Below are 25213 nucleotides of genomic sequence, written 5' to 3'. Positions count from 1 at the left end.
TCTTTTTTTTTATCTGGTGATCAGCACAAATACCGACGTCAGCACTGAAAGTACGAGGCAGAGACCAAAACCGATCTGATATCCCGCAAGCATAATTACGATCCCGCTGATAAGTGGGCCCGATGAGTGGCCGATGTCCATAATTGAAGACAGGGCCCCCAGAGAGGCTCCAAGTTGGTTCTTTTCTGCGGTATTTGCCGCATACACATTGGTAGCTACCGTCGAAATCGACATACCGATCCCAAAAATACAGCTAAGGACCAGCAGGATCCGGAAGTCAATTGTCAAACCCATGATTCCAAGCGCGAGACCCGTGATCAGCATACCTGCCGCGATCTGTTTTTTGGGATTTCCCTTGTCTGCACGCCGGCCGAAGAATGGTTTGGTGAGTGCGATGACCACCACCTGCACGGCAAAAATGATTCCGGTCTGCCATGCCGGAACGCCGATCAGGAGGAGATAGACCGGCAAAAATGTTTCAAACGTCCCAAAACAGAAGTAGGTAATCATCTCTGCGACGGAGGCGGCGCGAAGCCCCTTGTTCGAAAGAAACGTCTTCAGACTGTTTGTGAAATCGGCAAAGGTTATCTTCTGCACGCCTCCATGGGTATCGCGGAAGAAAAGGATCAGGATAAACACCGGAACTGCAGCACAAAACGCTGCCACATACACCATATGATAGGCGGTGAATCCCGGAGCCAAGGCAAATAATGTGATAATTGCCCCTCCTAACAGAGGAGCTGCCGTCCTGCCGATGAGCGTGGCCGAGCTGTATGTCCCCATCATTACGCCTTTTCTGCTGCCGAACTTTTCTGCGATCGCCGCTCCAACCACCGGCCCGAGGATCGCGGTCGCTAAGCCGTGAAAGAATCTGACGGGGATAAGAAATATCGGGTCCATTATCAGAAGATAGAGAAGCGGGGCAGTGAGAAAAATGCATCCGGATGCTATGAGAAGTTTTCTCCGGCCAAGTCTGTCTGAAATCAGGCCTACGGGAAAACTGAATAAAATGCCGGCGAGAGGCGATACGGCGGCGATAAGCCCTAGATAGGCATCGTTTGCTCCAAGAGATGCTGCATATAAGGGGAGCGCCGGGTTTTTTGAAATAGTTGTCGAAAATATCGCGAAGCAGCCGATTATGCAGAAGTAGATGATGAACTTTTTTTGTATATTCTCTTCTGACATTTGTGTTGATATTTATCGGCATTTTATATAGGGTTTGGCTACCCACCGACACGCATAATACCTCCCCCGCCCAAAAATGAATTATGTGTTCAGCAGGCGGACCTGTCGATGTTGACCTCAATGACCCCTTAAAGGGCAGAGGCAAGAAGTATAAATGCAATGACTGCGGGGCGACGTTTACGGGGATCGGCAAACACCCGATGTGCCCGACCTGCCAGTCAGACGACGTTACCGAGATGTAACTTGAATGACCGGTGATCTTCGCGTTCCATTCAGAGGTGACCAGCCGGTCATCATCCGGGGCGCCTCTTCTTTTCTCATAATTTCCAGAGCCTTCGAAAAATTCCCTCTTCTGATCGAGACCGACACCGAAGAGATAGTCCAGGGTGTGTATCCCGGTGATCTGATCATCGTATCGGCACCGGAAGGCGGGGATATCCTTCCCGCTCTCTACCTCCTCGAGATGGTCAGAACCTATCATCTGCCGGTCATCGCTCTGCCAAAAACCCATCCGGCGGGGAAGCGACTTTCGTATGTCGTCTCGGCTGCAGAAAAAATCGAGATGCGGTGTGATATCAGACGCGGGACCCATCCCGAGCAGCATCTCCTCTGTTCCGCCGACGAGTTCACCGGCATGACTTTGTATTCGGAAGAAAACGATCTGGTCATCCGCTTCCCCCGTCCCGGGATCAGAGTGTCCAGTCTTGATTGGAACCCGTCATTCACCGAAAAAAGTGTGGAGACAGGCTCAGATCCGGGCTGCCCGGATCGTTGAGATATACTCAGTGCCGGCATCGGTAAAGATCTCCGAGAGGCTGAGGGTGTTTTCCTCCGCCCAGCCCATTCCAAGATAGAGCCCGCCGTTCTTCTCATATCTGAAAAGGATCATCTCCCCGTCAGGGGACACGATCCCTCCCGTCTCTCCCTCACCGACCCCCATGTACGATGTTTCTGCAATGAACCCGTTCGTATTCCGGCTCCCGATCCTGATGATGAAATCCGACGGGAGGCCGGCATCATACCCGTTCTTCGAGATGACCTCCTGATCCTTCGTGCTCCAGGTGCCGGCAACATCCGGCCCATCCGGCCGGATGCCCGCCGCCGCGCCGTTTCGCAGATACGTGAGTGTTTTTACACCGGTATGATCCTGATCCGTCCGCTCATCTGTACTGGTGACGGTGATCCTTTCAGGAGAGACCCCGCCAAACCAGAGCCGCATATCACCGGTCACAAAAAGAATATTTTCCGGCTTGTTCCCGTACATAACTGCGCTGAATCCGGCGGCTCCATTTTCTTCCGTCCTGTTCCCCGTGTCGGCGATGCCGTAGAAAATAGCGCCGTTTTGTCCCTGAACAATCAGGCTCCCGCCGGAAACCGTCTGTAAGGAATCTGCAGAAAGCAGCGATCCGCTGTCGAACATGTAGACGCCGGCGATCTCCGGATAGGTTTTTACCGCCGCCTCTGCGCCGTTTCTCAACAGAACTGTTGACTGGGTGCCGGAACTCTGCTCTTCTGACAAAAATCGGCCGGTCTTGGAAAACACAGCGCCGGCGAGTCTGATCTCGTTTTCATTCACCACGGTCCCGATCTGCACCGCAGAAGAATTTCCTTCCCCGTCCGCTGTCTGCGAGGTCAGGAGGAACTGTGCTCCGTCTTTGGAAAAGAACGATCCGTAAAAATCTGTGCCGGCATATGTTCCGGAAAAGAGTCTTCCTTCCTGGAAGGTGACATCAAAGACGTCGGTCGTCAGCGCGGGCTGCATGAATCCTTCCTGCCCGTTTTCGTGTATGGTCAGGGATCCAACGGTCCATGGTCCGGTTATGTCGGGGATTTCCGTTCCGGATTTTGCCACACATCCGGCAGAGATGATCACTGCTGCGAGAAGAACCAGCAGAAACAGTCGGGCTGCATATTTCATGAATACTACTTATCATCTCAGAAAATAAAACCGCAGGTCCCCTTCCTCGAAAATCGGTCTGCCGGCTGCACAAAGAACTGTCGTGTTAAAAAAAGATTATCCGTATTTAACGGATAAGAGCTGCTGCGCGGTCTGCTGCTGAGCTGACCGACTCGGACTTGATGATCTCGATCCTGCGGACCGGGAAGATCGGCTTGCATTCAGCGAACATCTTCTTGGACAGTTCGCCTTTCAGCATAGCGGAAACAAAGGACTCGAAGTCGGACTCCTTTGCGGCCTCTTCGACAACCTGGACCATCTTTGCACGAAGCTCCTGGACCTGGGAAAGTCTTGCGTGGTTGATAGTGAATGCGGTAATCGTAACCTGAAGTTCGCGGGTGCTGCCAAGGGGCTTGACCGTGATGGTGCTGTCGACACGGGATGCTCTTTTCTTGACCATTGCGCGAACGAACTCCTTTGTCATCTCATGACCGTTGAACTGGGTGTATGCTGCATCTCCTGCAACATTCATGATCTTAAAGGATGTACGAACATTCTGTTTGGAGTAGTCCTGGATCAGTTCGCCCAGACTAACCGTCAATACACGACCCGGAACATTTTCCGGATTTGAAGAGATGATCTCTCCAATGAACTGCTTGCCGAGGAACTCCGGTGCGTGAACTTTATACCAGTTCTTTGCCTTCCATCCTTCGACTTTGCGTCCGCCACTCTGCTTTTTTCTTGCCATGGTTTATTCACCTGAAGTATTTTTTAACGTATTCTCTTCGCAGATCGTCTCGACGAGCCGTTCTGCAACCGAGAGATTCATCAGATAATCATCAACTGTCGCAATAACCGACCGAAGCGACTCACCGTTCACCCTTGCCGTAATATACCCATCCTCAAAAGACGTCTCAATAAACCCTGCATTGTCCGGCGCAAGAGATTTTTCGATCTCGTCTGCGCTTGGGATCCTGGACCGGATCTCGCCTGTTATCTTCATGCAAATGCCTCCAGCGAACTGACAAACTCAGCCTCAGAGGCAAGGGGGAGTTCTCCTCCCGCCCGGGTCTTGTGACCTCCGCCTTTTCCGCCGAATGTTTTTGCGGCAGTCGTGATGAACTGCTCAAAATCCACGTCAGCGGTCCTGGGCGCTCTGGCTGAGACCTTCAGATATGATTCTCCTCTGCAAAGAACGAAAACAGGCCGGTTCTCCGACTCGGCAAACATGTCTGCGACATCGCTCACCGTATCGACGGAATCCACCATCCATGCATTCTTTGTCAGCTGTCTCGCAGAATCTGCGGCCCGGATCACCTTTTTCTTAAACGAAAGAGCGATCTCCCAGGCCTTTTTCAGCAGGGAGGCATCCCCGCATGCCAGCCCGAATGCGATGTCGGTTCTGCCTGCTTTTCCGCAGGCATCGATGACCATCGTAAGAGAGTGTGCATTCTGGATGATCTCCCGCTCAAGACCCCAGGTATCGCCGTAGAGATTCGTCAGCGCATCATACGATGCATTGGACCGTGCGATGATCTCTGATAAAAAACACCCGAGATACGCTTCATCCGACGTTTTCGCCGAACAGGCTTTCACGATTTGTTCAGCCTCCCCGTTGTTTCCGGAAAGACCCGGAAGATAGGGCGAGGCTGCATTCTCGATCTGCTCTTTGGGTGTTCTGCCGGCAAGAAGTATCCCTCTTCCCGGATTTATCAGATTGTTCGCTATCCCCTCGCCGATGATCTTTTCATTCATGCCGGCAACGGTCTGCCCGTCCCCGATGATGCCTAAAAGAACCAGGCCGGCAAGGTCACGGTTATCTGAAAGGGCATTTGCGACCAGATAGGCGCATCCGGCGGCGGAAAGTTCCGTTTCGCCGTCTGCACCGAACAATCGCGGATTGATATGGTATTTTGAGGTGGTGTAAGGCACGTGATGATCGATGATCATTGTCGTCTCCGGCAGCCCGGCACACGACGCACCCAGATCACACAGAAGGGAAATGTCCGGATTCGTGACATCGGTATTCGTAAGAACAGGTAAGAACCTGAGCCGAAAAGCGATGCCCGCCCGTTTTAAGGCGATGGACATGATCGCCGCCGAGGATATGCCGTCCGCGTCGTGATGAGAGTACATTTCCACGTACTCCATCCCTTTAAGGCGTTGGGCGATATTTTTGGCAGCTTCTTCCAGTGACATGGGTTATGATGATTTATCTGGACAGAAGGATCTCTGCAGTCTCCGGCTTGTAGACCCAGCCGAGCGGTAAGCGTTTGCTTCCAACATAGTACTTTACAAGTCTGCGGACCTTTGCTTCGGTCAGCTGGAGCTGACGTTTGTTGTGCAGGTCTTTTTTGTTCTGCTCAAGGTGTTTTCTCATGCCGAGAGCCTTGTGCATCAGGTTGCGCAGATCTTCGGGGATGTCAGTGTCAAGGTCGTTTTCACGGACGATGGCATTGATTCTCTTGCCGGTTGCGAGTTTTACATTGGGGACGCCGTGTTTGTCACGGAGAACGAGACCGATCTGTGCACAGGTAAGACCTGCTTTGCGCAGCTCGACGATTTTACCCTCGATCTCTTTGACATCGGAGTTGGACCAGGCAGGGACTTCTTTTCTGTATGGTCTCACAGAGGATGCAATTCCTCTTCTTCTAGCATGCATTCGTGCCATAATTTATCACCTCGCGAAAGAGACTGTCCGCCCATCCGTACCGGGCGGAGAACCAACCTGACGACGTATTCGCGGATACTGTAATTTGACAGGTATGGTCGTAAGTCACGAAAAGAGCAGCATGTATAATACAGCTGACTCGTCGTAATCCCAAAGCCAAAAAGGCAGTGTCTTAGTAGACAGACACGTCGGACTTACTTCAGTCAGCACCTAAGTGCTTCGTATATGTTGGAGGGGATCAATAATAAGGGTTTGGGACGTACGTACATACAATGAATATGCGTGAGTATGATGTGATCGTTGTCGGGACGGGACCGGCAGGTCTGTTTTGTGCAGCCCATCTTGCGCCGGCGAAGGTCCTCGTCCTGGAAAAGATGAAACTGCCGGGCAGAAAACTTCTGCTTGCCGGTTCCGGTCAGTGTAATCTCACGCATGCCGGCGATGTGAAAATGTTCACCGGAAACTACGGGGATCATGGAAATTTTGTGAAGCCTTCGCTGATGGCGTGTTCGAACTTTGCCGTGACGGATTTCTTTTCGCATCGCGGGGTACCTGTGTTCACAAACGAGAACGATAAGGTTTTCCCCGTTTCGCTTTGCGCGGATGATGTGCTGGACGCTTTGCTTTCTGCCTGCGATGAGGCAGGAGTGGAGATCTACTATTCGGAAGGGGTGAAGTCTGTCACCCCAAACAGCGGAGGATATTCTGTGCAGACTTCTCTCGCATCATATCAGACGAAGTATGTGGTGATCGCGACCGGGGGTATGTCGTATCCGGGGACCGGCTCGACGGGGGACGGGTATGCCTTTGCGGAATCGCTGGGTCATATGGTCGTTTCGCCGGAACCGTCTTTAACGCCGGTGTATGCCGATGACCATCAGCTCCGGGATCTATCCGGGATCTCGCTTCCCGCGAAGGTGAGTATCTGGCGGGACGGAAAGAAGATGATGACCCGGGAGGGGGATCTGCTGATCACCCGTTTTGGGTATTCGGGTCCGGTGATCCTGGATGCTTCGAGGTGGATGCGGGCAGGAGATGTTCTCAGGATTTCGTTCACTCCTCTCTCACCGGGGGAAACGGATGCTCTTTTGAAAGAGCGGACCGCGGCGTCCGGAGGAAAGCAGGTGCAGAATCTTTTGTCCGGTCTTTCCTGTCCGGACCGTCTTACCCGCGCTCTGGTGGAGGTGTCCGGCATTCCTGAAGGAACGACGGGGGGTCAGCTGACCGCGAAGATGCGGGCATCTCTCGTTGAGAATCTGACGGCGTTTCCGGTCACGATCAGCCGGCTCGGTGATTTCAATGCGGCGATGTGCACGGCGGGGGGCGTGTCGCTTGCGGAGATCAATAAGAAGACCTGCGAGTCAAAGATCGCGCCCGGGGTGTTTTTCGCGGGAGAAGTGATGGATATCGACGGGGATACGGGGGGATTTAATATCCAGGCGGCGTTTTCGACAGGCTTTGTCGTCGCGAAAACGATCCTCCGGTATTTATGCGCGTGAGACCGTTTTGCCCCGCCTTCAGGTGTGAGGGCCGGTTTCCGGTTTCAAAATAATGGCCTCGTTTCATAATCTTTAAATGATTCCGTGTCGTATGTTGTTATCGCAATATTTTGTTGCCTCAGTGGCTTAGTGGTATAGCGCTTCCTTGGTAAGGAAGAGGCCGCGAGTTCAACTCTCGCCTGAGGCTTCCGTATTCTCCTTCTTTTGCGAAATTAAGACCAAATCTGCCGAATTTACCTCAAATGATTCTCCGAGACCCATTTTAAGCCGTTTTAGAGCGTTTTCTACGAATCTTGACGCATTTAAGCCGTTTTTCTTCACAAACTCATATATCTCTGGAGATACATTCAGATGAATGCGTCTCTTCAATCTCTTTGATTCTTTCTTCTTTTTCATTTTCCTTCGTTTTCCGTTTTCTTTTTCCAGTGTCCGGACACGTCCGGACATATGCGCACATTCTGCGCGTTCAAATGTTAGTGTGATAGACCATAAAGAGCGGGTTCCGAAAGTGTAACATCAAGAATCTGGAGATGCTTGGATGTTCTACTCGAAATCGTCTGACATTTCGGGTCAAATAAGATAGGGATTGGAGATCAGATCATTTGATCAAATAACTTGCATCCATTAGGGGACCTTGTTTGAATCCAACTAGAAATAGGGTGTTACGAATGGATACACAGGATTCAGCGTCATTATCGGACAACTTATCCCTTTAGGATAATATCGGCATAGATGGAAGTTAAAAGATACAAGATGAGATACCACTTAGCAGATTAAACAGCATGGATCTGTTATCTATCTGCAATTATGGAATAGATGGAAAACCACTGGAAAACCTGGAATTACCAGTTGGAAAAGCTGGCATGTGTTTTGGAATGGATGGAAAATCACTGGAAAACCTGGAAATACCAGTTGGAAAAGATGGCATACGTTTTGGAATACATGGAATGCCACTGGAAAATCTGGAAAACCTGGTATTAATGTTGGAATTGCCGGAAAATCCATGGTGAAACAAGCCAGTTTCATCTACTATGTCTTTTCATAATATGAAGATTCGAAGTGAGGGGGATGGGTGAATAAAAAATTAATGAATAGAGAATTTTAGATAACATGAATATTCATGGGATTTCGATAAACCTCTCGTAGTAAAGTCACAAATATTGGGACATATTTATTAAGAGTGAAAAACAAGTTACTTCTTATATCTATTATTCCGTTGTCCGTGAATCTCCTATGTCTCTGCATGAAAAACTCTCTGAAGAAGATGTCAAACTGCGCTATATTACTCCGGCAGTTGAAAAAGCAGGATGGGATAAATTTACACAAATCCAGATGGAATACCCTTTTACTGACGGTATGGTTTTAGTGAAAGATGGTTTTGTTACGCGAGGAAAAAAGAAATCTGCGGATTATCTGTTATCCTATAAGAAGAACCGGCCGCTTGCAATTATTGAGGCGAAACACAACTGGTTATCTCTCGGGGACGGGATGCAGCAGGGGCTTTCCTATGCGGAATGTCTCGATGTGCCGTTTGTCTATTCGTCGAACGGTTCCGGATTTTTGGAGCATGACCGTTTAACCGGACTTGAAAAGGAGCTGTTGCTGGATGCATTTCCGGGACCTGAAGATTTATGGAGAAGATATGTTTTGGATAAAGATCTGAGTCCAGCCGAGGAGAAAGAGATCACTACTCCATATTATTATGAACTTGGCGGCTCCATTCCAAGATATTATCAGAGAATTGCTATCAACAAGACGATCGATGCAGTTTCTACCGGCGTGTATCCCGGCGGGATCGATAAGAGGATCCTGCTTGTTATGGCGACCGGGACCGGAAAGACGTTTACCGCGTTCCAGATCGTTCACCGGCTTCGTGAGTCGGGTCTCGCAAAGCGTATTTTGTATCTTGCTGATCGGAATGTTCTGATCGATCAGACGGTACGGTCAGATTTTAAACCGTTTGATAAGGTGATGGTGAAAGTTTCGGGTAGGAAAATGGACAGTTCCTATGAGGTATTTATGTCCCTTTATCAGCAGCAGATCGGGCCTGAGGGTGAGGATGATACCTATAAACAGTTCGCGCCGGAATTTTTTGATGTAGTTATTGTTGATGAATGTCATCGCGGGAGTGCGAGGGAAGATTCCAACTGGAGAAAGATTCTGGAGTATTTTTCCGGTGCGGTTCAGATCGGCATGACGGCAACCCCGAAGGAAACCAAGGAAGTATCCAATATCGATTATTTTGGAGATCCCCTTTACATTTATTCACTGAAACAGGGAATCGAGGATGGATTCCTTGCTCCTTACCGTGTTTTGCGTGTACATCTGGATAAGGATCTTGACGGCTGGCGTCCGAATCAGGGTCAGCGGGATCTGTCTGGAAAGGAGATCCCGGATCAGATGTACAATTCCCGTGATTTTGACCGGACGGTCGTTCTTGATGCAAGAACGATTAAAGTGGCAGATCGGATCACCAGGTATCTGAAAGATACCGACAGGTTTGACAAGACGATCGTTTTCTGTGAGGATATAGACCATGCGGAGAGGATGCGTCAGGCCCTGTCCAATGCGAACGCGGATCTGGTTGCCGAGAATTACAAGTATGTGATGCGGATCACCGGAGATAATCCTGAGGGGAAAGCCCAGCTGGAATATTTTATGGATGATGATTCCAAGTATCCGGCACTTGTGACGACATCCGAATTAATGACAACCGGGGTCAACTGCAAGACCTGCAAACTGATCGTTATTGATAAGAATATCAATTCAATGACCGAGTTTAAGCAGATCATCGGGAGGGGGACACGTCTGTATCCAAAATACGGGAAGGAGTATTTTACGATCATGGATTTCCGGGATGCCAGCAGGTTGTTTGCTGATCCGACGTTTGACGGAGAGCCGTTTTCCATTACCGAGGGAGATCATACGCCGAAAATCACTAAGACGTATCCTCCCGGTCCGCCGAGAGATAAGTACCGGGTGAACAATGTGGATGTTCAGATCGTTTCTGAACAGGTTCAGTATTACGGAGCAGATGGGCGTCTTACGACGGAGTCCTTTACGGATTTTACGAGAAAGACTGTGCAGAGCAAGTTTGCGACGCTTGACGCGTTTTTGAAAACATGGACTGCCCATGAGAAGCGTGTGGTTATTTCTGAGGAGTTGGAGCTGGAGGGCGTGTTTTTGGAGAAGCTGCGGGAGAAGGCGGGTCATCCTGAGATGGATGATTTTGATCTGATCTGTCACGTGGCGTTTGATGCAAAGCCTTTGACGAAGGGAGAGCGGGTGAAGAATGTGCAGAAGAAGGGCGTGTTGAATAAGTATTCCGGTCCGGCAAGGAGGGTTCTGGATATTCTTCTTGAGAAGTATATGAGTGAGGGTGATGTGGATATCGGTGATCTTCGGGTTTTGAGTCTGGCAGAGTTTATGCCCCTTGGGACTCCGCCCCAGATCGCACGGATGTTTGGCGGCCGGGATAAATTTGTGTCGGCTTTATTTGAATTGAAGTCAGAGTTGTACGCAGCAGAGGGATAGTTTTTGGCTTTAGGTACGTTTATTAAGGGTCTCCAGAATATTATGCGGAAGGATTCCGGGGTGGACGGGGATGCGCAGCGTCTTTCGCAGATCGCATGGATGTTGTTTTTGAAGGTGTATGATTCACGGGAAGAGGCATGGGAGTTTCTGGATCCGGCGTATAAGTCGATTATTCCCGAACCATGCCGGTGGAGAAACTGGGCAGTTGATAAGAAGGACGGGAAGGCGATGACGGGAGATGATCTTCTTTTTTTCGTGAATACTGTATTGTTTCCCACTCTGAAAAAAATCGAGATCACGGAGAAGACGCCGATGAAGAAGGCGATCGTGAAGCTGGTGATGGAGGATATGTCCAATTATATGAAGGACGGGACGCTTCTTCGCCAGGTGGTGAATGAGATCGACAGTGTCGATTTCGGGGATTATAAGGAGCAGCACGCGTTTAATGAGATCTATGAGGCTCTGTTGAAGAGTCTGCAGTCTGCGGGGAATGCGGGGGAGTTTTACACGCCGCGTGCGGTTACGGATTTTATTATTCAGATGGTTTCTCCAAGACTTGGTGAGAAGGTTGCCGATTTTGCCTGCGGGACGGGGGGTTTTCTTGTTTCGAGTATAAAGGCTCTTGAGCCGCAGGTGAAGACGGTCGGTGACCGGGAAAAGCTTCAGTCGTCGATTTACGGGTGTGAGTGGAAGGCTCTGCCTCATCTTTTGTGCGTGACGAATCTTCTTTTGCACGGGCTGGATGAGCCGAATATTCTGCACGGTGATTCTTTGTCGAAGAACGTGCGTGAGTACGGGGATGAGGACAAGTTTGATGTTATCGTGATGAATCCTCCGTATGGTGGGAGTACAGCGTCGAGTGTTCTTGGTAATTTCCCGGCGGATATGCAGACTTCGGAGACGGCCGATCTGTTTATGGTGCTGATTTTGTATCGGCTGAAAGAGATGGGGCGTGTGGGAGTTGTGCTTTCTGACGGGTTTATGTTTGGGACTGAGGGGGCTGAGTATACTATTAAGGAGAAGTTGTTTGCTGAGTGTAATGTGCATACGATTATCCGGCTTCCTCACAGTGTGTTTGCTCCGTATACGTCGATCACGACGAATCTTTTGTTTTTTGATAAGACGGGACCAACAAAGGAGACGTGGTTCTACCGCTTGGATATGCCGGAGGGTTACAAGAACTTCTCGAAGACCAAGCCGATGAAGCTGGAGCATTTTGCTCCTGCTGTTTCGTGGTGGAATGCCCGTGAGGAGATCATTGATTCTGAGGGGTTCTTCCAGGCGAAGAAGTATTCGATCAATGAGTTGATGATGGGGAAGTTTAATCTGGATCTGTGCGGATTTCCGCATGAGGTCCAGGAGATTTTAGAGCCGATGGAGCTTTTAGCGAATTATCACGCGAAGAAGGCGGAGGCTGATGAGAGGATCACGAAGATCCTTTCAGAGATCGTTTCTTTGCTGGAGAGGAGATGAAAGCATCTGATCTGAAGGCTTCCATTCTCCAGCTGGCGGTTTCGGGAAAACTGGTTCGTCAGGATCCTCATGATGAGCCGGCAAGCGTTCTTCTGAATCGGATCAAGAAGGAACGGGAGGCTTTGCTCAAGGCGGGGAAGATCAAGGAGGGTAAGCCTCTTTCCCCGGTGAGCGAGGAAGAGAAGCCGTTTTCGATCCCGGCGAGTTGGGAGTGGGTGAGGTTGGGGGATATTCTAACTATTGTCATGGGTCAATCTCCAGATGGTAAAGATGTTGGGATTAATGGTGACGGAGTTGAATTCCATCAGGGTAAAATCTATTTCACAGATAAGTATATCGGAAAATCAGATGTAAAAACTGTTGCCCCAACAAAAATTGCTCCGGTTGGAAGTGTATTATTATGTGTTCGAGCTCCAGTTGGAACGGTAAATCTTACTGAAAGAGAGATTTGTATTGGTCGTGGTTTGTGTGCTCTAGTTTCTGGACAACACCTGCATAGAGAATACCTATTCTCTGGACTAATCCCCTTCGGAAAGGAATTTGAGAAAAAAGCAACCGGATCAACATTTAAGGCAATTTCTTTAGGTATTGTGATAAACCAGCCATTTCCTCTCCCCCCTCTCGCAGAACAGCAGCGCATTGTTGCAAGAATTGAGGAACTCATGCCCCTTGTCGAGGCTTACGATCACGAAGAGCAGAAGCTTTCCGCACTGGAAGCGGGATTTTCGGAAGCTCTGCGTCAGTCGATTCTCCAGTATGCTGTTCAAGGGAAACTTGTTTCACAAAAAGCCGAGGACGGAACGGCGGCTGAACTTCTTGCACACATCAAAAAAGAGCGGGAGGCTTTGGTCAAGGAGGGAAAGATCAGGAAGGGTAAGCCTCTTTCACCGGTGAGCGAGGAAGAGAAGCCGTTTGAGATCCCGGCAAGCTGGGAGTGGGTGAGGTTGGGAGATATATGTGAATATATTCATCGAGGGAAATCTCCAATTTATTCTTGTATCAAAGAAATTCCAGTTGTGGCACAAAAATGTATCCAGTGGTCCGGGATTCAGATGGATAAAGCTTTATTTATTGATCCAGATTCATTTAACAAGTATACTGAGGAACGCTATCTTAGAACAAATGACTTGTTATGGAACTCTACTGGTCTTGGTACTTTAGGTAGAATCGGGATTTACGATGAAAGATTAACTCCTTATCAAATTGCAGTGGCAGACTCGCATGTTACTGTAATTCGCCCCATTAAAAGTCAAATTGATTCTCTGTATTTATATTATTGGTTTGCTGGACCAAGCGTCCAAAATACAATTAATGATAAATCAACAGGAAGTACGAAACAAACTGAACTTGCAACTCAAACAATAAAGGAACACATTGTTCCTCTCCCGCCTCTCGCCGAGCAGCATCGCATCGTCGAGCGGATCGAAGAGCTGATGGAGCTTTGCGATCGGATTCCTCTCCACGGAAAGTAATCGGGATATACTCATGACAGAAAATATTGTTTACACAAGGGAACAGGCAATAGATTTTTACCGGATGGCTCTTGAAGATTTGAAAGCCTCTAAACTCCTTTATCGACATAAGCGGTATCCTCTTGCAGTATTTTCGCTTCAGCAATCCATAGAAAAATCCTTCAAATATTATGGTATTCGCACATCCTTGTGGGAATCAAAAGTTGGTAAGTTAGGTCACCATCCGCTAAAAATGTTTTACGGTCCTGTTCAAGAACAATTACGGGTGCAAAAGACGATTAGCAAAAATAAGGATGCTCAGGACATTGCAGCAACTCTTTCATCTAAGATGGGTGTAGATTATGAACAGGGATCAAAGGAGATGTTGGAGTATCACAACTCCTTTATTTCCATAATAAATGATTGTAAAGGCTATTACTATCTGGATGAAGACACCCTATCCTTTAGGATAAACGAACTGATGGAAATTTGCTCATCCTTCGATGAGGGATATAATAATCTCTACTCAAAAGAAGTAACCAAAGAACAGTGGGATAATAATATTGACTCTCTCCTCAAAAAAATGGAAATCGCATCTATAGATTTGTGTAAAGAACACTCCATCCCGCAGGAAAAACAGGATGATCTCCTCTCTCATCTGGAGTCCCTGAAAATTCAATCAAAATCTTCTCTGGATATCTATCGTGCTCGTGCCTCGTATCTGCTTCTTCTCTTTGAAATTGGCACTCTCCTAATTATTTTATCAACCATAATCTCATCACACGAACAGCTATCCCGATATCCATTTATTAAAGGAGAGTTGCCTGAAATAGATGATGATATTGACCCTTTATCCTATTACACCAAAGAACTGCCCTTGATAAAGCATTTTCCACAACTCCAAAAATATACCAAAATCACTCTTGATCTGCTTGGTGAAATGTCATATTTATTAGATGATCCATCTTTGCTTAAAAATGGTGAGAAAAATAGTGAAGCTCAAAGTTTACCCAATATGACTTGAGTTTTTCAACCACCTCATCCAGAGTTTATTGACCCGTTTTATTATGGCTATTTTTGATCCTAATTAGGATAATTGCGCATAATTACTGTTAGGCACAATCACCATTATTGCTCTTTGAAAATATTGTAAGCGAATATCCCGTCTGAAGTCAGACGATACAAACTCTCTCTTCCCTCTTTCTTTTCCTCGACAAGATCCCAGCTTATGAGTTTTTTCATATCTCTTGTCTGGTTCACCTGATCATTTTTGCCCACACGTTCGGAAACGGATTTAATCACGTCGAGTTCCCGGAGAATCTCCTTGTTTCTCATCCATGTATCATGTATCCGTGAAGTCGTTTTTCGCATATCATCTTTATCACTCACCCGAATCTTATTTTTACTTTCACCTCCAAGAATCCGGATAATTTTCATGAGATCCGGATTCTCCTCAAGTTCTTTGAGTGATATTTTTGGGATTCTCAGTTCGATGAATGGATCCTCAATTCTTGTAATACACACCCTGCCGCCAAGCCAGATAGCCATAAGAAAAAGGCTCGTAGAAAATAGGGCCGTTCCTCCCGTGACATTAAACGAAAACTGTGCATCCTTGTGATCGTTACGGATCTTGAGAATAGTCCCGCGAATGATATCCTGATCCAGTCTGGGGAGATGCACAAGGGAAAACTCCCTCCTTCCGTCGAGTTCAACCTGCTGCCTTACTCCCTCAATTGCCAGACGGATCTTAGGCTTTTCTTCTTTAAGGAAATCAGAATCAGCCTCATTATCATGAAATATGCTTTCTTCAACCAGCACGATGACATGGGTCGGCTTCAGTTCTTCTGCAGTTATTGAATATGTTTTATTGATACTTGCTCCGGCACTGATGAAGAGGATATGTTCATTTGACATGATGGTAAGTTACATTCCGGACATCATAATAGTTTCCAATATATAGAAACTGTTTCAAGTTTGCTATATGCATACGTGTCGGCTACAATAATGTATGACATCCGAATCAGTCATAAAATCCGTGAACTGGCACATCACCAACCGCTGCAATTATGCATGCAGTTTTTGTTTTGCTCAGAATCTTGGGAAACATGAAGTTTCATTTGAGGAGGGAAAAATACTCCTGAAAAAACTCAGCGATTCGGGTATTGAAAAAATCAATTTCGCAGGAGGAGAACCTCTTCTTCATCCAAGGCTTCCGGATTACTGTAAAGAGGCAAAGAATCTTGGAATGACCGTTTCAGTTACGACAAATGGCTCTCATCTGAATCAAAATATGGTCTCGCAGCTTGCCGGGAGTGTGGACTGGATCGCTATCTCCGTTGATTCATGCCTTGATACGGTTGAGGCGGCAATGGGTCGTGGTAGAGGTGAGCATGTAACAAATGCCCTGAAGGCGGCGTTCCTCGTTCATGAAGCTGGCATTCATCTGAAGGTGAACACAACGGTCACATCGCTTACCTGGCAGGAGAATATGCATCCTTTGATCCGGATGATGAAACCTGACCGCTGGAAAGTTATGCAGATGCTCGTGATCGACGGTGAAAACGATACATCTTCAATTGGTCTCTGTGTAAGCAGTGCACAGTTCCGGGAGTTTGCCGAACGTCACCGCTCTATCTGCCTTGGTTCGGGAGTGGGTCCTGTGTTTGAGTCGGTGGATGATATGGAGGGCTCATACTTCATGATCATGCCCAACGGGCAGGTGAAATCGGATGTGGGAAGAAAAATCACTTTGTATGAATTAGATGATATTCTCGAGCAAGGAGTTGATAAATTAGTTGATTCTGACAAATATCTGGATAGAGGGGGAATATATGATTGGAAGGGTTTACGTGGGGATGGTGGGGATAAAGAGGCATGTACCTGAGAATTCAGATCAAAAATCATCTATGTTCTTTTTTTAACTAACATCAGTTTCAGGGAGGAGAAGATACTGTTATCTATTCTCTTAGGTATTCAAGAAGACCACATGGATGATGAACCGGAAAAAGTTCATCTTGTAAAATGGTTTCAAATACCACGAAACAGTTTCAAAATTGTTTTATCTCAACGTCCTTACCATCTTATTTTACCAACCGAATGGGGGTGAGAAATTCATGTCTAAAGAACCAATGACCAAAGAAGCAGTATCCAGAATCCAGTCAAATTCGGACAAAACCGGAAAGAACTCTGATTTTAAAGAACGGGCACAAAGCTCCGCTGCAAAAAATTCCCCTAAGTAAACTACTTAGGGAGAAATCCCCTTTTTTTTGACTACAAAACACTTGGAATTGGAGGAGAGTATAAAAGATAACATTTATGCATCCATAAACTAATTTGGAAATTGGACTTGTTTTAAAAAATGGAATATAATGTCTCACCAATTCGTGATTTTTTATGGGAATCGTATCTTATTCGATACAACACAGATTTTCTTGAGTCGATTCAGAACGTTTCCAGAGAGAAAAAAGAAGAATTTTTTATTGGGCATGCTTTAGATAATTCATTCCTCTTTCGTGTGAAACGGGACCCTGGTTTTAGTCTCCATGTGAGAGATAAGGTACGTGAGAATGCCAATATTCAGGAACGTGTCCGGCATGTCGTCCTCAGCCTGTTTGGCGAGTTGGCAAAATTATCCTATATCCCAAAAGAGAGTCTTAAGCCAAAAGGCACTTTTGGGTTAATTATGCAAAAAATAGAATCAGGTGAAAATCCTTTTGAGAGTATATTGGATCGTGATAAGACATCTAAGGAATTGGCTGAATATTATAATAATGGGTTAGAAAAAGAAAAGAGGGTGAAACTAGATTATCTAAATTTCAGATTGCAACAAGCAAAAGAACAACCAAACAATGAATATGAAATTACTGCGATAGGTCAGTCGATCCTAGATTTTTCGACTGAGTTATATTATGGTCATGTCCTTTCCAATGAAAATCTATTGGATCCAGCTGCAGGTTATACAGAGAATGTACTAATACATATTGCAGGATTCCTCAACCGGAATTTGAAATATTCTGACAAATATAATCAGCGGCATTTTTCTGAGAAAAGACCTGATTTTATCTTTCACGAATTGATTTTCAATCATCATCCCTTCCAATTAGAATTAGAACGGGTTATTTTTGGAAAGTCTGTCTTTGATCATATAAAAGAGAATTCTAAAGATCTATCGTATCTGTGGAAGTTCGAAGCAGATCTATCTACAATCGCAGATTTTGAATGGTTTATTCAATTTGATAATGATGAGAAACTCGCCATCCTGAATAGAGAATATCCATTTATTCTTCGTCAAGATATGCTGGAAGAAATATTAAACTTAGATCCGAGTATGTCGAGTTTAACTATTTATCTTAATAGAATGGTGGCAGCATCTTTCTATGAACCTGCAATTACACTGGGGGAATTTATCTTTCGTCACAAGGATAAAAAAGGTGATTCGAGGTATTATTTGGCCTCAGGTATAGCCACGTGTTACCGGGAAATTGAACGTTATTCAAAAGCCTTGGAATGGTACAACGTAGCCCATGGATTAACAAAAAGATTAGATAAACCCAATAATATCTATAAAGAATTAGTTGAATGGAAAAATTGTGCCGAGATGGAATATTATAGTAAAGGTTCTGGGTATTTTAATAAAGAAATCAAAAAAATCCATCTGGAATCTCATAAATATCCTAAGATCATATCAAGTGGTGTCGTATTTAATCTTGCATCGGCATGTAGAAGAACAGGTAATTTCGAATTAGAGTTGGAATATTTAACAGAATTTATAAAAGATGCGACTGATCCACAACAATATCAACACATTGAGGAAGCACTTGATCGTCTCAAAATTCTCAATTATTATCTGGATGAAAATGATTACACTTCTCTTCGAGATATGGATATTTGTAGAGATATGGTCGAATATAATTCAAAAATTCAGCAGGCAATAAACACATTTCAATTTAAAGAGGCTATATCCTGGTTCGATAAGATTCTTAAAATAGATCCTAATGAAAAGGTATTCCAAATAAAAGCTGATTTTCTATCTGAGTATGGATCTTTGGAAGAGGCATGTGACTTATATTCCAAAACATTCGATAACGCTAAAATGATGGAATGTAAGCAAATTTGCATAATTGGACGTGCAATTATATCCACGGAACTTAAAGGAGAGGTTAATGATAATATCAAAGCTGATATCGCTGCCTTTATACATGATTTCAGTAAATACTCAACAAAGGATGACCTTCAGGAATGGATGAATGCAATAGTGAAAAAAACTGCAAGATGGGATAACAATAAACTTCGTCGAGAGTTCTTTTCCGTTCTTTCGGAAAATTATCGCCAGCAGAATCTTTCAGGATGTCCTGAGATGATGATTGGCGATGCAGCATTTTCACTTGGTCTTTGTTCTGAGGCAAGGGGGTGGTATCAGGATGCATGTGTGATCTCAAAGGAAATGCTGGAAATTCCTTACACAAAAATTGGCGATATATGTATCATAGAGAATGATTTAGATGAAGCAGAGAAATGGTTCAACCTAGCATTAGCTCAGAACTCTAAATCCCCAATCGCATTATCGGGGCTTACAAACTATTATGTTCTGAAAACAGATTATGTCAACGCTCTTACATACATAAAAAAAGCGATTACGAATGATCCTGAATCCAAGATTTATAAGAAAATGGAGGAAAATATTTCTTCTCTTCTTTCTTCCAGTATCAGTTTCGATTTGATACAATCAGATGCAGTAAAGCAAATTCTCCATACCGGTGATTGGCTTTTCTTTAGTGCATTCAATGGATCAAATAGTCAAGAATATGATTTTGGACCGATTATTGTGCAATATGGAAAAGGTGTCGAACGTTATCTATACGAGAGCGTGCTTGCTCCAATTAAGACGAAAATTCGAGATGATGAAAGATATTGTAAAAATAGGTGGGTATTAAAGAAATATTTTGATACCCTTCCTACAACATTGAAATTAATTCTTGGAATTGAGGACAAAACTCTTGCGCTTGGTCAATGGATTTATCTTGATAACGATATGAGTTCCGTGAAAGATAATGAAGTAGTTAAACACTTTATTATGTATATTGAAAATATGGGGATGAATTCTGATAATAGAAAGAAAATTGGTGAGTTATGTAAGAACTTATCCTATGAAAGAAATGGTGCTGCCCACATTACGTTCTACACTCATGAGGAAATCGCGAATAAACGTAATCCAATTATAAAAATCATCAATGAAATAATAGGTCTTGTTTCTAGGGAATGTAATTAGTTTATGGATAAGAGAAATCTTGAATATCCAAAGTTGTTAGGTTTTTGCGGGGCATAAATGATCCCGTCTAAGGTTGCTCTCGACGTGCCTCACTACCTGAGAAGAAGGCAACAGAGAGATACATCTTATCTATCCTGTAGCTTCCAGTAAAATAAGGGTTAAAACTTCGCGACAGTGGCAGAAATCAGACGACATAGAAACATGGAGTGATATTTGCGGAGCTACTGGAGCTACGTTGACCATGGGGGAATGGACCGAGGAATAGGGGCAGGCCGGAACTGATAAACAACGCTTACGCGGCAATTCCAGCATATGAGCTGTATTATAGGTGGAGGTGTGGTGAATGGCACAAAAAGCGCAGTATCAAACGATCTGCACGTGGTGCACACGGGCGGCAGTGGAAACCCCGCCGTCACACCAATTTGAAATCACCCGTTCGTATTCACAGGTTACAGAGGGATACGTATATGATAGATTCAAAAGAAATTAGGGAGGTTTACCGAAGGATAAAGACAGCAAATAATAAACTCATTGAAGCCTTCGCAAAGAAGCACACAAAAGATATGGACATCGGTCTTAAAGTTGATCGTATTCGTCAATAGTAAGTCTTGGTAGATTGGGATAGATGGAATTTTTAAATCCATTTCTCTCATATTCCGCCGCTCTTTTCAATTCATAATGAGTTGCCCGGTAACGAACCCGACGGGGATATAAGAACATACTCATATCTTCGCCCCTCAACAGAATAAGGTTTTTTCCAATTACCAATCCAAATATTATATTTTAAGACTAATAATCAGATAACTTGGCTTGCTGTTTTGTATAATCTCTCAATTACTAATTTGACACATCTTAGTAATAGATTAGTAATTGGATATCCTCATCTGAAAACTGCTTCAGCTTCAAAACATACTTGTTTACCGTGTTTTTGTTGATCCTGGTTTTGTCGGAAATCTCTACGTTGTTGTATCCTCTGATCCAGAGACCAAAGACATTTTTCAGCAACACGGGATTTAACCCGTATTTTTTACACATGGCTACAAATTCACTTTTTTCAGACATACAAACCCTTATCTATGATACAAAAGTGCCGTAAATATTCTATATGCGAACACATGGAACAAAATTAAGAGATTGAAATCCTTTCATTCAATATGCACTCATTATGTAAAGGGAGTGCTGAAATCTCCAAAACAGTTATACGAAAATAAATCAGATTACATATCATGTATAAGGATCGCTTGGATTTATATTCCCAAATTGAAAAAAAACGAAAACGTCCTCTGATCGCTTATGTAACTAGTTCTAGACAAAATAATGGTGCCGGCATAATCAGTGCTGACGTAATTCCAGAATTTTGTAATCAGATCAAATTGATTCCAGACAAATATAAAAAGATAGATCTTTTAATTGTGAGTAATGGGGGCGATCCAATTACTGTCTGGCGTATTATGAGTTTACTTCGTGAGCGATTTGAACATATCGGGGTATTAATTCCATATCAGGCATTTAGTGGAGCAACGCTGTTAGCTTTGGGGGCAGATGAAATCATAATGCATCCATTTTCCAATTTAGGACCCGTTGACCCGCAAATGCAGTCTCATTCTCCAAATGGTACGGTTCATTTTTCAGCTGATGATATAACTCATTATATGGAGTTTGTAAAAAATGAAGTGGGTATTACCGACCAAGAACAAAAAGAACGAGCATTTGAACTCCTTTGTGACAAAGTGACTCCTTTAGATATAGGTGTGGCAAGAAAAAGTACAATTCTTTCGATGTCGCTGGGGGAGAAATTATTAGGTACTCATATGCAAGATCCCAATACAATAAAATCAATTTCTTCCACCCTCAACAAATCTTTCTATCATCATGGATACCCCATCGGAAAAAAGGAGGCAATCGCTCTTGGTCTCCCTGTTGCAAAAGCAAACAAAGACATCGAAAATATAATGTGGAATATCTGGTCTGACTTTGAGAAAGAGATGAAGTGTAACGATCCATTTGATCCTTTATCTACTGCAATGGAACAAGATGCTTTTGCAGAAAAATGTGGTATTGTAAATAAGCACGACTTCTCAAAAGAGACCTATGCAACTGTCATAACGAATATACCAGTAGGTGTAAACCTAGTTTATTATGAATTATTACACGCAGCGTTAGAGAGCAGAAATGCACATAGTGGCTACTATACCACCTCTCAACTTTCTATATCCAAAGAACCCAACCTAAATCTTCATTATAGTATAACACAAATATGTGGTAAGTGGTCACGGAGGTGAATCTATCTATGGTATCCAAAAACATTAGCGGCCAAAGGCAAAATGATTATTCAAGAACAAGTTATGGTTCATCAGCAGGGGCTGTACTTACAGCAAGCACAGTTGGCATATTAACCCCATATTGGGAATATAGACAATTTCCATGTGCAGTCAATAATGAAATTATTTATGATGATATGGATGCACTGGATAAAGCTTTCGAAGAAACTCTTAAAATTCACAAAGATGGATTAAAATTACTTGCTCAGTGATAATATCCCTCTCTTTTTTTTACGTTATTTAAGAACCACGCTTTAATTTCTTCTTGCGTCATTTCATCACGTGCAACGGCTAAGCCAAAATTATACAAAGTATCTCCATCAACAATTACCACCCATCCGGCTATCATCAGTAATGAATGGGCAATGGCAAATGCAATCCGTTTGTTTCCTTGAACAAACGGATGCCGTGTGGCTGTCTTATACATAAAACAGGCGGCCTTTTCAAATGGATCCTGCATCTCATTTACTTCATTGATAATGAATTGCAGAGTCGCTTCATCACGTAAACACCCTGCTAGACTTCCCTCTGTATCATAACTTGTTTCCTCTATCACGCGCACATGCTTATTAATAACATATAATACAGATAGTGTCACAGAGCTAGAAATCACAGTAAGTAAATTGTATTTCTTCTTTAATAGCTATTACCCATCTTGTATTTTCACGTTATACGTTTGAAATGTTTCATCATTCATATATACATACTATTGATGCTGAGTCTTGAACAACAATTATGTGATGAAAGATTTATTAATCTTACTTATGTCCATTAAAACATCACAATGCTAGATGAAAACATGCAATAAAATAATGAGTGATACTTGATTGTGACTAACGACTATGTCTCCAACTATACCCATAGTGATAATGTGCCACATTGGCCTGATATGTAAGCCTGTAGAGCAAAAATAAGGGGTTCATCGTTTGGATCCCGATTTTAGGCCCGCGGCAATGAGCACATTTGAAACCGTGTTTCTCTGTACGCCGACGATATTCACTATCGTACGTTCCGACGTTTTAGCCTTGTACAGTTCGATGATCCGATCCCGTTTTTCTTGAGTTATCGGGGAATTGTTCGCGTGGGGATTTATCGCTTTGTCCTTCTCCGTTGTGCTGGGAGTCTTTGATCCCTTAGGGGTCACGTCCGGCTCCGGCGCGTCCAATGACGATAAAGGCAGGGCCGCCCGGAATACATCAACTACCTTAGAGTATGCCGCCGCCCCCATAGCCAATTTAGGCGCGTAATTTGAGAGTAACACATCCTCGTCGCTGACTCTTCCCTGAATGATATTAATATCCTCGGGCCGTAATTTTTGGCCGTGTGAATCGTAATACTGCAAGAGAACCGCGGCCCCCCATTTCCTAATACTGTTTGCATTACAGGCGCAAACTTCTTTATCTCCGGTGTCGGTGATGCGTTCGAATTTTGTTAAATCGTTTAAATCCTTCATGATCCTATCATAGGGGGCCTCAGGGGTGTAATTCCTGACAAGGCCTTCACACTCTGGGGGGAACATGTAAAAGAACGCGGCTTTTTTGCCGATCGTCATTTTTCGGGCATCTAAACCGATCACTGTTTGTTTAATACCTTTGGCCGGGTCCGCTTTGAGGACGGCTACCTTTCTAGGGTATCTTTCACCGTTATCATCTGTGCCGGCCAATAGCTTATACAACTGGGATGCACGCGCACCGGAGTATGCCATAAGCATGTAAAATATCCGGGTATCAAGAGGCAATTTGTATAAGGCGGCCGTAACCCCTGATGTATCAAGATCGTAAAACCGGCCGGACATTGCCGTTTCCGGGTCTTTGATCCCGCCGAAGGGATAACCGTTTTTGTTCCACTCTGATATGGGGTATCCGTTGAAAGTGACCAATCCTAACACATCCACGCACCAATGGAAAAATTTTCCCATAGCGTTGTGTCCCATCTGGGAGGGATAATTCCCGTTGTTTATCTCGTCATAGTTTGCCCTATCATCCGGGGCATAGACCGGGGCCAACTTCTTAAGCTCACGGTCGTAAGCAGTCCGGCGACCATTCCGCCCGCCGTGTATGCCTTTCTTTTCCAGATACTCTAAGAACGACTTTCTAACCCGTTCATCTTTGTAGTATGTCGGGATATCTACACCCGGATATCCGGCTATAACAAAGTCTAAACCCACATCACGCCGGCCCGGGGGGAGGGTAAGGCCACGGCCTTCTAGTTCCTCAACTGGGATTTTAGCTAGGGGCATATCAAGATAGGAGACTCCATCTAAACCCGGTATGATAGGTCTCTCTTTAATCCGCGGGGGGGTCGAAAAATTTTCATCCTCAAAATCAGATAAACCCGTATCGGGCTCCTTTTTCAAATTGGGGTCAAACGCTTCCTTGGTAAGGAAGAGGTCGCGAGTTCAACTCTCGCCTGAGGCTCTTTTCTTTTTCTGAAATTAGTATTAATGTGATCGTATCAATCCAAAGAGTTTCAGGACATTTTTTCTTCAATTCGTTTTAGAATAGGATTTACGCGGTGTTAATCACAATCCAATTCGGGAAGGGTATTACTGGGTGTCGAAACAAGAGATTATTTAACCGCTTATTCGCGGTTGGTTTTTTCAGGCATCCACACTCACTCATCTCCCTTTCGAATTGGGTCCCCACCCACACTGCGGAACGCCTATTAGAATAGGACTTACGCGGTGTGCCTACTTGCCGAAAACAGACCGTAGTTGTCAAATGGGTTGTCAAGTGTTTCCGGGCTTATTTTTGGAATCGGAGTAATAATTGAGGTTTAATTTTGGTATTTGACTATTTTACCAACTTGACGAAGATGTGAAAAGAGGAGAGGGGGGAGAGTCGGATATGCCGGGCGAAGAGACTCCGCGGGCCTTTCTCTCTCTTTTGGGTAAAATAGTAAAATATAATAAAAT

Annotated in this window: 23 protein-coding genes and 1 tRNA gene; 13 read left to right on the top strand and 11 right to left on the bottom strand. The window is 44.8% G+C overall.

Annotated elements, in window-relative coordinates; translation table 11 throughout:
- Window positions 1–9: 9 nt before the first annotated feature.
- The gene (locus tag EYA77_RS00750) at window positions 10–1185 is read right to left on the bottom strand and encodes an MFS transporter (protein WP_167815578.1); all 1176 of its coding nucleotides are present in this window, start codon (window positions 1183–1185) and stop codon (window positions 10–12) included.
- Window positions 1186–1268: 83 nt separating this feature from the next.
- On the opposite strand from EYA77_RS00750, the gene EYA77_RS00745 reads away from it, so the two are divergent.
- Window positions 1269–1427 carry a hypothetical protein gene (locus EYA77_RS00745; RefSeq protein WP_167815577.1) on the top strand — a complete coding sequence of 53 codons (159 nt, stop codon included), beginning with the start codon at window positions 1269–1271 and terminating at the stop codon, window positions 1425–1427.
- A 5-nt stretch (window positions 1428–1432) separates the two neighbouring features.
- Window positions 1433–1960: an alpha/beta hydrolase gene (locus EYA77_RS00740; RefSeq protein ID WP_167815576.1), complete on the top strand. Its 528-nt coding sequence runs from the start codon at window positions 1433–1435 to the stop codon at window positions 1958–1960.
- Here the strand turns inward: EYA77_RS00740 and EYA77_RS00735 are convergent.
- The 5 genes from EYA77_RS00735 to EYA77_RS00715 form a co-directional block, all read right to left on the bottom strand.
- Complete coding sequence (locus EYA77_RS00735; RefSeq protein ID WP_167815575.1) at window positions 1934–3103, bottom strand: hypothetical protein; 1170 nt, start codon at window positions 3101–3103, stop codon at window positions 1934–1936. The genes EYA77_RS00740 and EYA77_RS00735 overlap by 27 nt on opposite strands.
- A gap of 106 nt (window positions 3104–3209) precedes the next feature.
- Window positions 3210–3830: a 30S ribosomal protein S3ae gene (locus tag EYA77_RS00730; RefSeq protein WP_042696513.1), complete on the bottom strand. Its 621-nt coding sequence runs from the start codon at window positions 3828–3830 to the stop codon at window positions 3210–3212.
- A 3-nt stretch (window positions 3831–3833) separates the two neighbouring features.
- Window positions 3834–4085 (bottom strand): KEOPS complex subunit Pcc1, encoded by a 252-nt coding sequence (locus EYA77_RS00725; RefSeq protein WP_095641717.1) that lies wholly within the window; start codon window positions 4083–4085, stop codon window positions 3834–3836.
- Window positions 4082–5281: a DHH family phosphoesterase gene (locus tag EYA77_RS00720; RefSeq protein ID WP_167815574.1), complete on the bottom strand. Its 1200-nt coding sequence runs from the start codon at window positions 5279–5281 to the stop codon at window positions 4082–4084. The genes EYA77_RS00725 and EYA77_RS00720 overlap by 4 nt, the downstream gene beginning before the upstream one ends.
- Before the next feature lie 13 nt (window positions 5282–5294).
- Window positions 5295–5753 carry a 30S ribosomal protein S15 gene (locus EYA77_RS00715; RefSeq protein ID WP_042696510.1) on the bottom strand — a complete coding sequence of 153 codons (459 nt, stop codon included), beginning with the start codon at window positions 5751–5753 and terminating at the stop codon, window positions 5295–5297.
- 278 nt (window positions 5754–6031) lie between these two features.
- Here EYA77_RS00715 and EYA77_RS00710 point away from each other — a divergent pair, with 278 nt between their 5' ends.
- Both EYA77_RS00710 and EYA77_RS00705 read left to right on the top strand, forming a co-directional pair.
- Window positions 6032–7252, top strand: a complete 1221-nt coding sequence (locus EYA77_RS00710) for an NAD(P)/FAD-dependent oxidoreductase (protein WP_167815573.1) — start codon at window positions 6032–6034, stop codon at window positions 7250–7252.
- 115 nt (window positions 7253–7367) lie between these two features.
- Window positions 7368–7439, top strand: a tRNA-Thr gene (locus EYA77_RS00705).
- On the opposite strand, the gene EYA77_RS00700 is transcribed toward EYA77_RS00705, so the two are convergent.
- On the bottom strand, window positions 7421–7699 hold the full coding sequence (locus tag EYA77_RS00700) for a hypothetical protein (RefSeq protein WP_095641720.1): 279 nt from the start codon (window positions 7697–7699) through the stop codon (window positions 7421–7423). The genes EYA77_RS00705 and EYA77_RS00700 overlap by 19 nt on opposite strands.
- A 335-nt stretch (window positions 7700–8034) precedes the next feature.
- On the opposite strand from EYA77_RS00700, the gene EYA77_RS00695 reads away from it, so the two are divergent.
- The 5 genes from EYA77_RS00695 (at window position 8035) to EYA77_RS00675 (ending at window position 14734) form a co-directional block, all read left to right on the top strand.
- Window positions 8035–8262, top strand: a complete 228-nt coding sequence (locus tag EYA77_RS00695) for a hypothetical protein (RefSeq protein ID WP_095641721.1) — start codon at window positions 8035–8037, stop codon at window positions 8260–8262.
- A 223-nt stretch (window positions 8263–8485) separates the two neighbouring features.
- The gene (gene hsdR / locus EYA77_RS00690; protein WP_209314969.1) at window positions 8486–10786 is read left to right on the top strand and encodes an EcoAI/FtnUII family type I restriction enzme subunit R; all 2301 of its coding nucleotides are present in this window, start codon (window positions 8486–8488) and stop codon (window positions 10784–10786) included.
- Between the two features lie 3 nt (window positions 10787–10789).
- Window positions 10790–12259 carry a class I SAM-dependent DNA methyltransferase gene (locus tag EYA77_RS00685; RefSeq protein ID WP_167815572.1) on the top strand — a complete coding sequence of 490 codons (1470 nt, stop codon included), beginning with the start codon at window positions 10790–10792 and terminating at the stop codon, window positions 12257–12259.
- A complete protein-coding gene (locus tag EYA77_RS00680; protein WP_167815571.1) occupies window positions 12256–13731 on the top strand; it encodes a restriction endonuclease subunit S in 1476 nt (491 codons plus the stop codon). Before EYA77_RS00685 ends, EYA77_RS00680 begins: the two co-directional genes overlap by 4 nt.
- Before the next feature lie 13 nt (window positions 13732–13744).
- A complete protein-coding gene (locus EYA77_RS00675) occupies window positions 13745–14734 on the top strand; it encodes a HEPN domain-containing protein (RefSeq protein WP_167815570.1) in 990 nt (329 codons plus the stop codon).
- Window positions 14735–14838: 104 nt separating this feature from the next.
- Here the strand turns inward: EYA77_RS00675 and EYA77_RS00670 are convergent, their stop codons facing one another.
- Window positions 14839–15528: a hypothetical protein gene (locus tag EYA77_RS00670; RefSeq protein WP_167815569.1), complete on the bottom strand. Its 690-nt coding sequence runs from the start codon at window positions 15526–15528 to the stop codon at window positions 14839–14841.
- 190 nt (window positions 15529–15718) lie between these two features.
- On the opposite strand from EYA77_RS00670, the gene EYA77_RS00665 reads away from it, so the two are divergent.
- Window positions 15719–16594, top strand: a complete 876-nt coding sequence (locus tag EYA77_RS00665; RefSeq protein ID WP_095641726.1) for a viperin family antiviral radical SAM protein — start codon at window positions 15719–15721, stop codon at window positions 16592–16594.
- A gap of 474 nt (window positions 16595–17068) precedes the next feature.
- Entirely contained in the window at window positions 17069–19978 is a 2910-nt protein-coding gene (locus EYA77_RS00660) for a hypothetical protein (RefSeq protein WP_167815568.1), read from the top strand.
- Window positions 19979–20830: 852 nt separating this feature from the next.
- Here EYA77_RS00660 and EYA77_RS00655 read toward each other — a convergent pair.
- The gene (locus EYA77_RS00655) at window positions 20831–21040 is read right to left on the bottom strand and encodes a hypothetical protein (protein WP_095641728.1); all 210 of its coding nucleotides are present in this window, start codon (window positions 21038–21040) and stop codon (window positions 20831–20833) included.
- Window positions 21041–21204: 164 nt separating this feature from the next.
- Here EYA77_RS00655 and EYA77_RS00650 point away from each other — a divergent pair, with 164 nt between their 5' ends.
- Window positions 21205–22260 carry a hypothetical protein gene (locus EYA77_RS00650; protein WP_095641729.1) on the top strand — a complete coding sequence of 352 codons (1056 nt, stop codon included), beginning with the start codon at window positions 21205–21207 and terminating at the stop codon, window positions 22258–22260.
- Between the two features lie 8 nt (window positions 22261–22268).
- Window positions 22269–22511 (top strand): hypothetical protein, encoded by a 243-nt coding sequence (locus EYA77_RS00645; protein ID WP_095641730.1) that lies wholly within the window; start codon window positions 22269–22271, stop codon window positions 22509–22511.
- Here the strand turns inward: EYA77_RS00645 and EYA77_RS00640 are convergent.
- Window positions 22505–22897 (bottom strand): type II toxin-antitoxin system death-on-curing family toxin, encoded by a 393-nt coding sequence (locus EYA77_RS00640; RefSeq protein WP_280841925.1) that lies wholly within the window; start codon window positions 22895–22897, stop codon window positions 22505–22507. The genes EYA77_RS00645 and EYA77_RS00640 overlap by 7 nt on opposite strands.
- A gap of 321 nt (window positions 22898–23218) precedes the next feature.
- Entirely contained in the window at window positions 23219–24655 is a 1437-nt protein-coding gene (locus EYA77_RS00635) for a hypothetical protein (protein ID WP_167815566.1), read from the bottom strand.
- Between the last annotated feature and the right edge of the window lie 558 nt (window positions 24656–25213).

The sequence above is a fragment of the Methanocorpusculum sp. GPch4 genome, assembly GCF_012062385.1.
GTDB classification, from domain to species: Archaea; Halobacteriota; Methanomicrobia; order Methanomicrobiales; family Methanocorpusculaceae; genus Methanocorpusculum; species Methanocorpusculum parvum.
This window is presented reverse-complemented; position numbering and strand designations above follow the sequence as displayed.

Bases quoted from the DNA above. Each gene is read 5' to 3' on its own strand.
- EYA77_RS00650 (WP_095641729.1), top strand. From the start codon at position 21,205: ATGTATAAGGATCGCTTGGATTTATATTCCCAAATTGAAAAAAAACGA.
- EYA77_RS00660 (WP_167815568.1), top strand. From the start codon at position 17,069: ATGGAATATAATGTCTCACCAATTCGTGATTTTTTATGGGAATCGTAT.
- EYA77_RS00735 (WP_167815575.1), bottom strand. From the start codon at position 3,103: ATGAAATATGCAGCCCGACTGTTTCTGCTGGTTCTTCTCGCAGCAGTG.
- EYA77_RS00645 (WP_095641730.1), top strand. From the start codon at position 22,269: ATGGTATCCAAAAACATTAGCGGCCAAAGGCAAAATGATTATTCAAGA.
- EYA77_RS00740 (WP_167815576.1), top strand. From the start codon at position 1,433: ATGACCGGTGATCTTCGCGTTCCATTCAGAGGTGACCAGCCGGTCATC.
- EYA77_RS00725 (WP_095641717.1), bottom strand. From the start codon at position 4,085: ATGAAGATAACAGGCGAGATCCGGTCCAGGATCCCAAGCGCAGACGAG.
- EYA77_RS00720 (WP_167815574.1), bottom strand. From the start codon at position 5,281: ATGTCACTGGAAGAAGCTGCCAAAAATATCGCCCAACGCCTTAAAGGG.
- EYA77_RS00745 (WP_167815577.1), top strand. From the start codon at position 1,269: ATGTGTTCAGCAGGCGGACCTGTCGATGTTGACCTCAATGACCCCTTA.
- EYA77_RS00665 (WP_095641726.1), top strand. From the start codon at position 15,719: ATGACATCCGAATCAGTCATAAAATCCGTGAACTGGCACATCACCAAC.
- EYA77_RS00715 (WP_042696510.1), bottom strand. From the start codon at position 5,753: ATGGCACGAATGCATGCTAGAAGAAGAGGAATTGCATCCTCTGTGAGA.
- EYA77_RS00655 (WP_095641728.1), bottom strand. From the start codon at position 21,040: ATGTCTGAAAAAAGTGAATTTGTAGCCATGTGTAAAAAATACGGGTTA.
- EYA77_RS00695 (WP_095641721.1), top strand. From the start codon at position 8,035: ATGGATCTGTTATCTATCTGCAATTATGGAATAGATGGAAAACCACTG.
- EYA77_RS00680 (WP_167815571.1), top strand. From the start codon at position 12,256: ATGAAAGCATCTGATCTGAAGGCTTCCATTCTCCAGCTGGCGGTTTCG.
- EYA77_RS00710 (WP_167815573.1), top strand. From the start codon at position 6,032: ATGCGTGAGTATGATGTGATCGTTGTCGGGACGGGACCGGCAGGTCTG.
- EYA77_RS00675 (WP_167815570.1), top strand. From the start codon at position 13,745: ATGACAGAAAATATTGTTTACACAAGGGAACAGGCAATAGATTTTTAC.
- EYA77_RS00730 (WP_042696513.1), bottom strand. From the start codon at position 3,830: ATGGCAAGAAAAAAGCAGAGTGGCGGACGCAAAGTCGAAGGATGGAAG.
- hsdR (WP_209314969.1), top strand. From the start codon at position 8,486: ATGTCTCTGCATGAAAAACTCTCTGAAGAAGATGTCAAACTGCGCTAT.
- EYA77_RS00750 (WP_167815578.1), bottom strand. From the start codon at position 1,185: ATGTCAGAAGAGAATATACAAAAAAAGTTCATCATCTACTTCTGCATA.
- EYA77_RS00700 (WP_095641720.1), bottom strand. From the start codon at position 7,699: ATGTCCGGACGTGTCCGGACACTGGAAAAAGAAAACGGAAAACGAAGG.